Origin of the sequence: Pseudomonas sp. ChxA (assembly GCF_030263855.1) — a bacterium.
GTDB classification, from domain to species: domain Bacteria; phylum Pseudomonadota; class Gammaproteobacteria; order Pseudomonadales; family Pseudomonadaceae; genus Aquipseudomonas; species Aquipseudomonas fluorescens_CB.
Genome location: NZ_JARPMK010000001.1, coordinates 4,242,397 through 4,255,653, shown reverse-complemented (window position 1 = coordinate 4,255,653; position 13,257 = coordinate 4,242,397). Strand labels below are relative to the sequence as shown.

Annotated in this window: 9 protein-coding genes; 4 read left to right on the top strand and 5 right to left on the bottom strand. The window is 60.2% G+C overall.

Annotated elements, in window-relative coordinates; all coding sequences use genetic code 11:
- Positions 1-408: 408 nt before the first annotated feature.
- Both macA and P5706_RS18920 read left to right on the top strand, forming a co-directional pair.
- The gene (gene macA, locus P5706_RS18925) at positions 409-1,560 is read left to right on the top strand and encodes a macrolide transporter subunit MacA (protein WP_200433122.1); all 1,152 of its coding nucleotides are present in this window, start codon (positions 409-411) and stop codon (positions 1,558-1,560) included.
- 3 nt (positions 1,561-1,563) lie between these two features.
- Positions 1,564-3,522, top strand: a complete 1,959-nt coding sequence (locus P5706_RS18920; RefSeq protein ID WP_186618254.1) for a MacB family efflux pump subunit — start codon at positions 1,564-1,566, stop codon at positions 3,520-3,522.
- A gap of 934 nt (positions 3,523-4,456) precedes the next feature.
- On the opposite strand, the gene P5706_RS18915 is transcribed toward P5706_RS18920, so the two are convergent.
- Both P5706_RS18915 and P5706_RS18910 read right to left on the bottom strand, forming a co-directional pair.
- Complete coding sequence (locus P5706_RS18915; RefSeq protein ID WP_285680849.1) at positions 4,457-5,134, bottom strand: helix-turn-helix transcriptional regulator; 678 nt, start codon at positions 5,132-5,134, stop codon at positions 4,457-4,459.
- 233 nt (positions 5,135-5,367) lie between these two features.
- Positions 5,368-6,612 (bottom strand): methionine gamma-lyase, encoded by a 1,245-nt coding sequence (locus P5706_RS18910; protein WP_285680847.1) that lies wholly within the window; start codon positions 6,610-6,612, stop codon positions 5,368-5,370.
- Between the two features lie 123 nt (positions 6,613-6,735).
- On the opposite strand from P5706_RS18910, the gene P5706_RS18905 reads away from it, so the two are divergent.
- Positions 6,736-7,206, top strand: coding sequence for an Lrp/AsnC family transcriptional regulator (locus tag P5706_RS18905; RefSeq protein ID WP_200434662.1), 471 nt, complete (start codon positions 6,736-6,738; stop codon positions 7,204-7,206).
- 19 nt (positions 7,207-7,225) lie between these two features.
- Here the strand turns inward: P5706_RS18905 and P5706_RS18900 are convergent, their stop codons facing one another.
- The gene (locus P5706_RS18900) at positions 7,226-7,996 is read right to left on the bottom strand and encodes an AraC family transcriptional regulator (RefSeq protein ID WP_285680844.1); all 771 of its coding nucleotides are present in this window, start codon (positions 7,994-7,996) and stop codon (positions 7,226-7,228) included.
- Positions 7,997-8,094: 98 nt separating this feature from the next.
- On the opposite strand from P5706_RS18900, the gene P5706_RS18895 reads away from it, so the two are divergent.
- The gene (locus P5706_RS18895) at positions 8,095-9,225 is read left to right on the top strand and encodes an MFS transporter (RefSeq protein ID WP_285680842.1); all 1,131 of its coding nucleotides are present in this window, start codon (positions 8,095-8,097) and stop codon (positions 9,223-9,225) included.
- Here the strand turns inward: P5706_RS18895 and P5706_RS18890 are convergent.
- Both P5706_RS18890 and P5706_RS18885 read right to left on the bottom strand, forming a co-directional pair.
- Positions 9,215-11,362, bottom strand: a complete 2,148-nt coding sequence (locus P5706_RS18890) for a TonB-dependent siderophore receptor (RefSeq protein ID WP_285680840.1) — start codon at positions 11,360-11,362, stop codon at positions 9,215-9,217. The genes P5706_RS18895 and P5706_RS18890 overlap by 11 nt on opposite strands.
- 963 nt (positions 11,363-12,325) lie before the next feature.
- Positions 12,326-13,222 carry a helix-turn-helix domain-containing protein gene (locus P5706_RS18885; protein WP_285680838.1) on the bottom strand — a complete coding sequence of 299 codons (897 nt, stop codon included), beginning with the start codon at positions 13,220-13,222 and terminating at the stop codon, positions 12,326-12,328.
- Between the last annotated feature and the right edge of the window lie 35 nt (positions 13,223-13,257).

Genomic DNA, 13,257 nt, shown 5'->3' with positions numbered 1-13,257 from the left:
TCCTCGCCCCACCACTCGGCACCTCGCTTAGGCTCGGTGTGCCCTCACTCCGGCTTGAATCCGTGGGCCGCCGCGATGGGCCATCCTTGGCCCAGCGCGGCTAACCCGGCATCCCTGCCGGGTTACCCACGGATTCAAGCCTGCGTTCGGCCATCGTGGTTAACGGGGCGCCTCAGATCAAAAGCAGATCAAGATCAAGATCTACAGCACGGCGGCCTGAAAGCCGACCTGAGTGGTTAGATCAAAAGCGAAAGCGGATTTGCATACACCTGGGATCTGCTTTTCTGTGGGAGCTGGCTTGTCGAATCGTCGCACCGCTGCGATGCAGACACCTCGGTGTGTCAGGCAAGCCAGCTTCCACACTGGACCGTGCCGTTGTAGGCCCTCTTCATCTTTTTATGGTCATTTATGGAAAAGTCTAAGTTTCGCAAAATTGGAATGCTCGCGGTGTTGGCTGTTGCCATTGGCCTGGTGGTGTATACGGTGCAGGCACCCGCCGACGCGCCGCAGTACCTTACGGCTACGGCTGAGCGCGGTGATATCGAGAATGCGGTGTTGGCCACCGGTTTGCTTGAGGGTATCAAGCAGGTCGATGTCGGCGCGCAGGTGTCGGGGCAGTTGAAGTCGCTCAAGGTCAAGGTCGGCGACAAGGTGAAGAAGGGCCAGTGGCTGGCCGAAATCGACCCGCTGATCCTGCAGAACACCTTGCGCAAGGCCCAGGTGGATGAGGAAAACCTGCAAGCCCAGCGCCGTGCCACGGCGGCGCAGCTCAAGCAGGCCAAGTCGGTGTATGAGCGCTACAAGGGCTTGCAGGTGGATGAGTCTGTATCGCGCCAGGATTTTGAAGACGCCGAGTCCACTTTCCAGGTGCAACAGGCCAACCTGTTGTCGCTGGATGCGCAGATCAAAAGCGCGCATATCCAGATCGATACCGCCAAGGTCAACCTGGCGTATACGCGCATCGTCGCGCCCATCGACGGTGATGTGGTGGGTATCGTCACGCAGGAAGGCCAGACCGTGATCGCCAGCCAGTTGGCGCCGGTGCTGCTCAAGCTGGCCGACCTGGACACCATGACCGTCAAGGCCCAGGTGTCAGAGGCCGATGTGATCCATATCAGCCCCGGCCAGCAGGTGTATTTCACCATCCTGGGTGAAGCCGACAAGCGCTACTACGCCAAGTTGCGTGGCACGGAGCCGGCGCCGCAGAACTTCCTCGAAACCCAGACTGCCGGCACCCCCAAGCAAAACACCGCGGTGTTTTACAACGCACTGTTCGATGTGCCCAACCCGGACCATCGCCTGCGCATCGCCATGACCGCCCAGGTGCGTATTGTGCTCGACACCGCCCAGGCGGCGTTGATGGTGCCGGTGGCGGCGCTCGGCGCGCGCAATAACGACGGCACTTACCCGTTGCGGGTGCTGGACGCCAAGGGCAAGGCGCTGTCGCGGGATGTGAAGACCGGCATCAATAACAACGTCAAGGTGCAGATTCTGGAGGGCCTGGCCGAGGGCGACAAAGTCGTGATTGGCGACGCCACCCCAGCTGTGGCGGGGAACTGAACCATGACCCAGCCCCTGTTGGAGCTCAAGGGCATTACCCGCAGTTTCATGGCCGGCGAGCGCGAGTTCATTGCGCTCAAGGGCATCGACCTGACGATTCATGCCGGCGAAATGGTCGCGATCATCGGCGCCTCGGGTTCGGGCAAATCCACCCTGATGAATATCCTCGGCGGCCTCGACTACGCCACCGCCGGCAGCTACAAGATCAACGGCATCGAGACCCGCTCGCTGGGCGATGAACAGTTGGCGGAACTGCGCCGTGATTACTTCGGGTTTATCTTCCAGCGCTACCATTTGCTCGCGCACTTGAGCGCCTTGCACAACGTGGAAATGCCGGCGATCTACGCCGGTACGCCCGAGAGCCAAAGGCACAGCCGCGCACGCGATCTGCTTACGCGCCTGGGCCTGGCGGGGCACACCACCCACCGCCCGAGCCAGCTCTCCGGTGGCCAGCAACAGCGTGTGAGTATCGCCCGGGCCTTGATGAACGGCGGTGAGGTGATCCTCGCCGACGAGCCCACCGGCGCCCTCGACACCCACAGCGGCAAAGAGGTGATGCGCATCCTCGCCGAGCTGCACGCGGCCGGGCACACGGTGATCATCGTCACCCACGACCCCAAGGTGGCGGCGAACGCCCAGCGCATTGTCGAGGTGTGCGATGGTGAAATAGTCAGCGACAAGGCCAATGACAGTGTCGGCCTGGAGTTGCCCAGCGAAGCGCCGATCGAACCCAAACGCAGCGGCGCACGGCGTCTGGTGGCGAGCCTGGGGCTGTTCAAGGAAGCCTTCAACATGGCCTGGGTCGCGCTGATTTCCCATCGCATGCGCACCTTGCTGACCATGCTGGGTATTGTCATCGGCATAACCTCGGTGGTGTCGATTTCGGCGATCGGCGAGGGGGCCAAGCGGTATGTGCTCAAGGACATCCAGGCGATTGGCAGCAACACTATCGATATCTTTTCCGGCACCAGTTTCGGCGACAGCCGTGCGTCGGCCATCGAGACGTTGATGCCGTCGGATGTGGAGGCGTTGAACCAGCTGTATTACGTCGACAGCGCCACGCCGGTGGTGGGGCGTAACCTGTTGCTGCGTTTCGGCAATATCGACCTGGATGCGCAGGTGAATGGCGTGAGTGATCGGTATTTCAAAGTGAAGGGGCTCAAGCTCGAAGCCGGGATTGCCTTCAGTGAAAGTGATGCGCGGCGGCAGGCGCAGGTGGTGGTGATTGACCACAACACTCGGCATCGCCTGTTCGGGCCGAATGTGGACCCGCTGGGGCAGGTGATTTTGGTTGGGAACCTGCCGTGTACGGTGATCGGGGTGACGGCTGACAATAAAAACATGTTTGCTGCCAGTAAGGCGTTGAACGTGTGGGTGCCTTATGAAACGGCGGCGGGGCGGCTGTTGGGGCAGCGGCATCTGGACAGTATTACCGTGCGTATCAAGGATGGGCAGCCGAGCAAGGTGGTGGAAGACAACGTCAACAAGCTGATGCTGCAGCGGCATGGGACCAAGGATTTTTTCACCAATAACCTTGATAGCATCATGCAGACGGTGCAGAAAACCAGCCGATCCCTGGCGCTGCTGTTGTCGCTGATTGCGGTGATTTCGTTGCTGGTGGGGGGGATTGGGGTGATGAATATCATGCTGGTGTCGGTGACTGAGCGCACCCGTGAGATTGGGATTCGCATGGCGGTGGGGGCGCGGCAGTCGGATATTCGCCAGCAGTTTTTGGTGGAGGCGGTGATGGTGTGTTTGATCGGCGGGGTTATTGGGATTTCGTTGTCTTACGCCATTGGTTATCTGTTTTCGTTGTTTGTGAAGGAGTGGGAGATGGTGTTTTCCGTGGGGTCGATTGTGACGGCGTTTGCGTGTTCGACGTTGATCGGGATTGTGTTTGGTTTTGTGCCGGCACGGAATGCGGCGCGGTTGGACCCGATTGAGGCGCTGGCGCGGGATTGATTGGCTTTGGCAATGTTTGACCAGTGTGGGAGCTGGCTTGCCTGCGATCGCGGTTTGTCGGTGTACATATCCGTTGCTGCGGTAATGGCTGCCTATGGTTCCGCTCTTACAGCGGGTCACTTTTGGCAAACGCCCCAAAAGTAACCAAAAGGTCTGTGCCCCACCACTCGGCCCCTCGCTTAGGCTCGGTGTGCCCTCACTCCGGCTTGAATCCGTGGGCCGCCGCGATGGGCCATCCTTGGCCCAGCGCGGCTAACCCGGCGTCCTGCCGGGTTACCCACGGATTCAAGCCTGCGTTCGGCCATCGTGGTTAACGGGGCGCCTCAGATCAAAAGCAGATCAAGATCAAGATCTACAGCACGGCGGCCTGAAAGCCGACCTGAGCGGTTAGATCAAGAGCGAAAGCGGATTCGCATACACCTGGGATCTGCTTTTCTGTGGGAGCTGGCTTGCCTGCGATGCAGACACCTCGGTACATCAGACACACAGAGTTGATGCCATCGCAGGCAAGCCAGCTCCCACATTAGACCGAGCATGGATTTGCTGTTGCTGTTGCTGTTGCTGTTGCTGTTGCTCCGGCCCTTACATCCTTTTCGATGACGAAGTCAGCGGTCTTTTGATCTGCGCTTTTGATCTTGATCTGAAATCGCCCCGTCAAACACGATGGCCGGAATCTGACAGGGATTTGGGGGGTAAACCGGCAGGACGCCGGTTTAGCCGCGCTGGGCCAAGGATGGCCCATCGCGGCGGCCCCCCAAATCACTGTCGGATTGCGGGCATGCCGAGCCTAAGCGAGGCACCGAGTGTTGGGGCGAAGACTTTTTGGTTACTTTTGTGTCTTTACAAAAGTGACCCGCTGTAAGAGCGGAACCATAGGCCGCCGTTACAAAAATAACGGATATGTACACCACCAAAAGACAACCCACAGCCTGATCTAGAGAGCCGTGACGACGCCCTCGTCACCCGCATACATCCACCGCAACAACGAATGCCGCCCACTAATCCCCAGCTTGATCGCCGCCCGCTTGAGATAGCTTTCAATAGTGTTGACCTTCAACGCCAACTGCTCCGCCAATTCCGGTGCAGTACGCCCGGCCAGCAGACCCACACACACTTCCAGCTCACGGTTGGACAAGGTCAACCCCGATTGCACCAGGCGCTCTTCAATACGCCGACGCAAGGTTTCAAGCCCCTGATTTTCCGCCACCACAGGCGAACCGCCCTGGCGGCACGGCTGGATTGCAGTGATGTGCTTCTCGACCATGGGCAGAAGCAACGTAGAAAAATCCTGCAGCATGCTGCGTTCCTGCGGCGAAAAACTTTCCGATTGATGCGAGCGATACACCGACAGCACATAACGCACATCATCCTTGCGGCGCGTGAGGTGCAATTGGGCGGCGGGTTGTGCTTCGCCCAGCGCCGCCACGGAGTCGGTGTAGACCGGGCTGATCCGGCGCCGGATGTGCCCTTCGGCACTGACCTGGAGTTGGGTGATATGGGTGGCGTCCACTGCCAGTTGGGTCAGGATCAAGTCATGCAGCATGCGCGGGAAATGGCGGCTGCCGGTGCTGGCGATGACCTTGCCTATATGAGGGAACAGGTGTGAGTTCATCAGTTCGTCCATGAGTGTCGAGTGCGGGTATTCATCCTTATAGCGACGGGGTTTAACAAGGTAACAAAGGTGAATAACCTACAGTGATAATGCACCCGCCGAGCACCTATGCTAGTACAGCCTGGGAAAAGCATGGGGATCCAATCGGCAAAAAAACCAGATTAAAAACGCATAACGGTGGTCGGACCCGTCCGACCACCGTATGTGGGAAAGGAGCACTTCAGCTGTAGGCCTTATTTCACAGCGTGTTCCTCCACCACGGCCCGGCGCGGTGTCGCCTGGGTGCATTTGGCCAGGGCCTGATGGATATCGGCCAACAGGTCGGCGATGTCTTCAAGCCCGACCGACAAGCGCACCAGGCCTTCGCTGATGCCGTGTTGTGCGCGTTCTTCGGGGGTGTAGGTGGAGTGGGTCATGCTCGCCGGGTGCTGGGCGAGCGACTCGGCGTCACCCAGGCTGACGGCGCGGGTGAACAGGTTGAGGGCATTCATGAAGCGCCGGCCGGTGTCGATGCCGCCCTTGAGTTCAAAGGCGATCATGCCGCCGGACTGTTTCATCTGCCGCGCCGCCAATGCGTATTGCGGGAAAGAGCGCAGCCCGGGGTAGGTGACCCACTGCACGGCAGGGTGGGCCTGCAAGGCTTCGGCCACCGCCTGGGCGTTGCTGCAATGGCGGTCCATGCGCAGAGCCAGGGTCTTGAGGCCGCGCATCAGCAAGGACGCGTCCTGTGGCGACATCACCGCGCCGGTGAGGTCCTTGAGGCCTTGCAGGCGAATACGTTGCGCCAGCGCCTGGTTGCTCACGGCGATACCGGCGGTGATATCGCCATGGCCGCTGAGGTACTTAGTGGCCGAGTGCACCACCACGTCGGCCCCCAGTTCCAGCGGCCGTTGCAGGTAGGGTGTGCAGTAGGTGTTGTCGACCACCACGGTGATATTGGACTGCTGGTGCGCCAGTTCGGCCACGGCAGCGATGTCCACCAGCCGCAGGTTGGGGTTGGCCGGGGTTTCGCAGTAGATCATACGGGTGGCGGGCGACAATGCCGCGCGCAGGGCGGCCAGGTCGGTAAGGTCGACATGCCGCACCTGGATGCCGAACTCACCGATGCCATGGTGCAGCAGGGCAAAGGTGCAGCCATACAGGGGCTGGCTGACGATCACTTCATCGCCCGGACGCAGCAGAGTCCAGAACGTCGCGGCAATCGCACCCATGCCGGAGCTGAAGGCCACGGCGGCTTCGCCGTTTTCCAGGGTCGCCATGCGCGACTCCAGCAGCGCCAGGGTCGGGTTCGAGATACGTGTATAGAAGTGGCCGCTGGCTTCCCCGGCAAAACACGCGGCGCCATATTCGGCCGTGGGGAACGCGAAGGTGGCAGATAAATAGATCGGCGGTACGAGGGCGCCGTGATGGTCCTTGGGGTCGTAACCGTGGTGAATGGCACGGGTAGAAAAGCCGAATGTATTGTGTTTATTGTTCATGTCGGACGCTCCTTATTTCCTACAATGCTATGCTCATAACCACAGTTGAACATTGCAAAAAAGCCAGGAAAATCCCGGATTACGGGGCGAATCATCGATAAAAACAATAAATAGAGGCACGTTATGCCCATGAGTCTGGACCGCACCGACAAAGCCCTTTTAAACGCCCTGCAAGGCAATGCCCGCCTGACCGTCGCCGAACTGGCCGACCGCGTGGCCCTGACCACCTCGCCGTGCTGGCGACGGGTGCGCAACCTGGAGGAGAGTGGGGTGATCAGCGGCTATCAGGCGATTCTGTCGCCCAAGGCGCTGGGATACGGCGTGACGGCGTTTGTCAGCATCATGATGGAAAGCCACACCCAGGAAATCGCCCGGGCATTCGAGCAGCGGCTGCTGGAGATTCCCGAGGTTGTTGCCTGCCACAACGTGTCGGGGCGCTATGATTTTTTGCTTGAAGTGGTGGCCAAAGACCTGGAGTCGTTTGGCGAGTTTGCGCGCGAGGTGTTGCAGACGTTGCCGTGTGTTAAAGAAATCTACTCAAGTTTTTCCTATAAGTCGGTGCGGCCTTTGCGGGTGATTCCGCTGCCGGGCTGACGCTGCTTCAAGCGCGCCCTCAGTCGACCTGCAAATACCCGCGTGGCGTGTTGCCGGTCATGCTTTTGAAGAAGGCGATCAACGCGCTGTCGCTGGCAAAGCCCAACTCGAACGCGCAGTAGCCCAGGTTGCGCCCGATGGCGAGCAGTTCGATGGCCCGCATCAGGCGCCACTGCTGGCGCCATTGCTGATAGCCAAGGCCGGTTTCCCGCAGGAAAATCCGGCCGATGGTCTTGGTGCTGGCACCTATCTGTTTTTCCAGGTCTTGCAGGGTCGGCGGTAACCTTTCCAGATCGGCGAGCAAGGGCGCCAGGCGTTTGTCCTGGGGCAAGGGCAGGAGCATCGGTTGTGCGGTGGCCGCCTGGATTTCGTCCAGGCACAGCGCCAGCAAATGCGCGTAGCGGCCCGTTTGCCAATCGGTGTCGAAGGGCGCCATCGCTATGGGTTCCAACACGGCGCGCAGCAATGGGCTGACCTCGATCACCCCCACCTGTGCAGGCAATTGGTCGGCCAGTGGCGGGCTCAGATACACCGAGCGATAGTCCACGGTTTTGTGCATCATCGCGCGATGCGGCACGCCGCACGGGATCCACGCTGCGCGCGAAGGCGGCAGCAGGCACAGTTGGTTGTCCAGGATGATACGGGTGCAGCCTTGGCGCGTGAACAGCAGTTGCCCGCGCTGGTGGCGGTGCAGGCCGGAGTCGTGATCGCCGAGCAGGGCGGCAATGCCGATGACCGACGCTGCCAGGCGGTCGGGGTCGAAGGTTGCGTCGGCGGCAAGCCAGGCCATAGGTTGTCCGATTTGATGGATAAATTGTCAAAGTCTGGATAATAGCCCATTCGACAGTCCTTACACTTCTTGCGCTGTTTCAAGCGAAGGAGTTAGGGATGAAGGTTAAATTTTTTTTGGCACTGACGGTCGCGTTGCTGATGTTCCCGCAACTGGCCCAAACGCTTTACAGCCCGGCGCTGGGAGATATCGGCCGGGCCTTTGCGGTGGGGCCGGAGCGTGCCGGGCAGACCTTGTCGGTGTACTTCCTGGCGTTCGCCTTTGGCGTAGTGGTGTGGGGCCGGCTGTGTGATCGTTGGGGGCGGCGCCCGGTGATGCTGGCCGGGTTGGCCCTGTACGTGGCGGCCTCGGTGCTGGCCCTGCGAATGACCAGCTTCGACGGTTTGTTGCTGGCTCAGGCATTGGCCGCGTTTGGCGCGGCGGTCGGTTCGGTGGTGACGCAGACCGTGCTGCGTGATCGTTTCCAGGGCGCGCAATTGGCCCAGGTATTTTCGCTGATGGGCATCGCCCTGGCCGCCAGCCCGGCCGTGGGCCTGTTCACGGGCGCCAGCCTGGTGCAGCTCTTCGGTTATCGTGGTGTGCTCAGTGGTTTGTTGCTGCTGTCGCTGACCTTATGGGCGTGGTGCCTGTGGGCCTTGCCCGAGACGCGTCCAGCCTCGATGCCGACGGCCGCGCTGGGCGAGACGTTGCGGTTGATGCTCCGGGATGGCGAGATTTGGCGTTCGGTGGGTCTGGTGGCGGCGTTCAATATTGCGCTGTTCAGCTATTACAGCGTGGGGCCATTCATCTTTTCACGGCTGGGCTTGTCTGCCGCCGACTTCGGCTACAGCGGCGTGCTGCTGGCGCTGGGTTCGGGGTTTGGTGCTTGGCTGAACAAGTGGCTGCTCAAGCGTGGGGTAAACGGCGAGCAATTAGTGCTGATCGCCGCCGGTGTCGCGGTGCTGGGTGGCTTGCTGGTAGTGCTGCTGCAAAACAGCGGGTTATTTGTCTGGCCGATGTTGCTGGTGGTGCTGGCGTTCGGCATGGCCATTCCCAATGTGCTGGGGGCCGCTCTGGTGGCCTATCACGATCGCCTGGGCACTGCCGCCGCGCTGTTTGGCTTGCTGTATTACCTGGTGATCGGCGCCGGGCTGACCTTGGTCGCCTGGGTCCAGGACCTGGGTTGGAGTCTGTTGGTCTGTGGTTTGGCGGCGCTGTGGCTGGCAGCGCCGCGCAGGCTCAGAAGTTAACCGAAGCACTCAGGCGCGCGGTCAAGGGCGCGCCCTGGAACAGGTAGTCGTCGCCCAGGTATTCACCCGCATCGCGCCAGTAACGTTTGTCGAACAGGTTATCGACGCTGAGGCGGAACACGGTCTCATAGCCGTCGATTTTGGTGGTGTAGCGGCTGCCGACATTCACTACGGCGTAGTCGCCCACTTGCACATTGCCGGTGCGGTCGGCGTACTTCTTGGCGCTGTATTGCACGCCGCCCAGCACGGCCAGCCCATTCATCCATGGCAGGGCGTAATCGGCATACAGGCTGGCGCGCAGTTTGGGGACGTTGAGCGCCTGGTGGCCTTCGTAGTCTGGCGTGCCGCTGTTGTTCACACGGGCACGAATCGCCGCGACGCTGGTGGCGATCTGCAGGCGGTCGGTGGCCCAGCCGTTGGCGGAGAGTTCCAGGCCGGTGTTTTTTTGTTCGCCTTGTTGGACGTAGATAAACTCGACGCCTTCGGGTTTTGCGTATTGGTAGGCCTGGCGGGTCTGGAATACGGCGGCGGCGAAGCTGATGCGGTGCCAGTCGTATTTCACGCCGGCTTCGATTTGCCGGGACACGGTTGGGGCCAGGGTTTCGCTTTCGTTCTGCGCAAACCACGGTGCCGTGCCGCCTAAGGACAAACCCTTGCTGTAGCTGGTGTACAGCGAGATATTTTCCACCGGTTTATAGATCAACGAAGCTTGAGGCAGGAATACGTATTGCTGGGTGTGGCGCGCCTGGTTGCCTTGGTCATCGTAGGCTTTTTCATCCAGACGCACTTCGCGCCCGCCAATGATGGTTTGCCATTGCTCGTTGAAGCGGATGCGGTCGGTGACGAACAGGCCGTACTGGCGGCTGTCGAGGTTGCGGTGGCTGGGGTTCAGCGGCTCGTCGGTGGGTTTGAAGGTTGGCGCGTCTTCATTGATATTGCCGCTGCCGATGTATTCGTTGACGGACTTGCGCTTGTCGATCACCCGGCGAAACGCGCTGGTGCCGAAGGTCAGTTCATGGCCCAGGCTGCCGGTGTCGAACAGGCCTGTCATCGCCGCCTGTACTTCATCATCACGGCGGGTGTCGTCTGGGCTGCGGTAGTCGTAGACGTCGTAGTCGCCTTCCGGGCTGAAGGTGTTGGCGTTGCAGCTACCCACGTAGTAACAGCCCCAGGCAAACGAGCTGTAATCATCAATCACCACTTTGCTGTGGGCGGCACTGAGGCTGCCTTTCCACTGATCACTGAAGCGGTATTCAAACTTGCCGTTGAGGTTCAGTGAGTCAATGCCCACCTGATGGGAGCCACTCTGGTGCCCCAGCAATTTCTTCGGTGACGCGTCATGGGGGACCTCGGTGCCGCCCAGCAGTTGGTAACCGGGGACTGAGCGCTGTTGTTTGTTCTGGTATTCCGCGTCCAGTTGCAGCACCGCGTCGGGGCTGATGTTCCAGTCGAAGGCCAGGGACACAAAATCGCGCTGGCCGTTGGCGTGTTCTACATAGGAATTGAGGTCTTCGTGGGCGACGTTGGCGCGCAGGCCGAACTGTTGTTCGCTGCCAAACCAGCCGCCCACGTCGGTGGCTATGTAGCCGCTGCCTCGGTCATCGGTGGACACGGTGACTGAGCGCACATCTTCCGGGCGTTTGGTCACGTAGTTGATCACGCCGCTGGGCTCGGAGATGCCGCTTTGCAAGCCGGCCAGGCCTTTGAGCACTTCCACTTGCTGCTTGTTTTCGAGGGCTACGTTTTGCTCGCCGGTGATGGTGCGGCCGTTGATTTTGTAGCTGCTTGCGGCGTTCAGTGAGAAGCCGCGGATCACGAAGTTTTCGTAGTAGCCGATGGGGGCGTAGCTGTCGCCTACTGAGGCGTCGTTGCGCAGTACTTCGCTGAGCAGGCGGGCTTGCTGGTCTTTGATCAGTTCGGCATTGATGACGGTGATCGACGCTGGGGTGTCGAGCAGTGGGGCTTCGTTGAAGCCGCCGACTGAGGCGCTGTTGGTGCGATAGCCGGAGTCTTCCTGGCCCTGGACTTTTACCGCCGGTAGTTCGATTTCAGCGGCCATGCTGTTGCCCAGGCTGCCGCTGAGTAGCAGGCCGAGGGCGAAACGTGAGGTAACGACGGGACGAAAACGCACAACCATGGGGGTAGGGCCTTAAAGCGCAGGGCGGGGGCGCATAAGCTAGGGGGATGTGCTGGGATTTACAAGTTATTGAGAATGGTTCTGTTGAGATGTGTTGTGTACATATCCGTTGCTGCGGTAACGGCGGCCTATGGTTCCGCTCTTACAGCGGGTCACTTTTGGCAAACGCCCCAAAAGTAACCAAAAGGTCTGTGCCCCACCACTCGGCACCTCGCTTAGGCTCGGTGTGCCCTCACTCCGGCTTGAATCCGTGGGCCGCCGCGATGGGCCATCCTTGGCCCAGCGCGGCTAACCCGGCGTCCTGCCGGGTTACCCACGGATTCAAGCCTGCGTTCGGCCATCGTGGTTAACGGGGCGTCTCAGATCAAAAGCAGATCAAGATCAAGATCTACAGCACGGCGGCCTGAAAGCCGACCTGAGTGGTTAGATCAAGAGCGAAAAGCGGATTCGCATACACTGAAGAGCTGCTTTTCTGTGGGAGCTGGCTTGCCTGCGATGCAGACACCTCGGTACATCAGGCACACCGAGTTGATGCCATCGCAGGCAAGCCAGCTCCCACCTTGACCGAGTATGGCTCTGCTGTTGCTGTTGCTGTTGCTGTTGCTGTTGCTCTGGCCCTTACATCCTTTTCGATGACGAAGTCAGCGGTCTTTTGATCTGCGCTTTTGATCTTGATCTCAAATCGCCCCGTTAAACACGATGGCCGAACGCAGGCTTGAATCCGTGGGTAACCCGGCAGGACGCCGGGTTAGCCGCGCTGGGCCAAGGATGGCCCATCGCGGCGGCCCACGGATTCAAGCCGGAGTGAGGGCATGCCGAGCCTAAGCGAGGCACCGAGTGTTGGGGCGAAGACTTTTTGGTTACTTTTGTGTCTTTACAAAAGTGACCCGCCGTAAGGGCGGAACCCTAAGCCGCCGTGACCGCAGCAACGGATATGTACACAGCCAACCCCAAAAACACACATCAGCCCGAGCGCCTGAGCGTCTCACTGGGCAACTCCCGAAACAACGCCCGATAACTATGTGAAAACCGCCCCAAATGCCAGAACGACCAATTCATCGCCACCTCAGCTACCGTGGCCCCAGCTGAACTCAGTAGCTCACGCCGCGCCCCGTTCAACCGTCGCAAGCGCAACCACTGCGCCGGGCTCATGCCGGTGTAAGTCTTGAACCCTTGCTGCAATTGACGCAACGGCACACCGGCAATCTGCGCCAGTTCCAGCAGGTTGACGGTTTCATCCGGCGCATCCGCCGCCCATTCGCCGATGCGCGCCATCAATAGGCGCTCGGCGCTGCGCCGCTGCAACGAGCTGCGGTCCAGGCACACACAAGCGTTGTCGAGAATAAACAGGCAGTCATCAAGCAATTGCTGGGTGAGGGCATCACGGCTGATAGGGTCAGTCAGCGCAGACAGCCGCGTCAGCGTGCCACTGAGCCAACGGGTGAACAGCGCGTTCTGCTGGCACGTCAGCGGTGCCATGAACAACCCCTCAAGTTTCGCCACATCCAGGCCATGGCGCTGCACAAACTGGGGGCCGAACACCACCGCCACTTCGCGGTAGTTTTCCGGGGTGATCCAGGTGTTGCGGCTCTCGCCATTGAGCATGTACAGCGCGTTGTCGCTGCCATCGAAACAGAACGCCAGCGAGCCCGGTGGCGCATTGAAATGCTGTTCGACGCGCGTGTTCATGCACTCTTCGTAGACCTCGACGCCGTGCAGGTCGAGGTAGCGGATCTGCCCGGCAAAATGGCCGGGGGACATTTGTTGGTACTGCTGCACCCAACCGGGTGTCGCACTGCATTGAGCGGCCACATCACCGGTGGTGAAGGCCTGTACGCGCAAAGCTGTTGCCTGTGTCATGGGTAACCTGGGCGCACTCTATTGGTGCGTTGTGG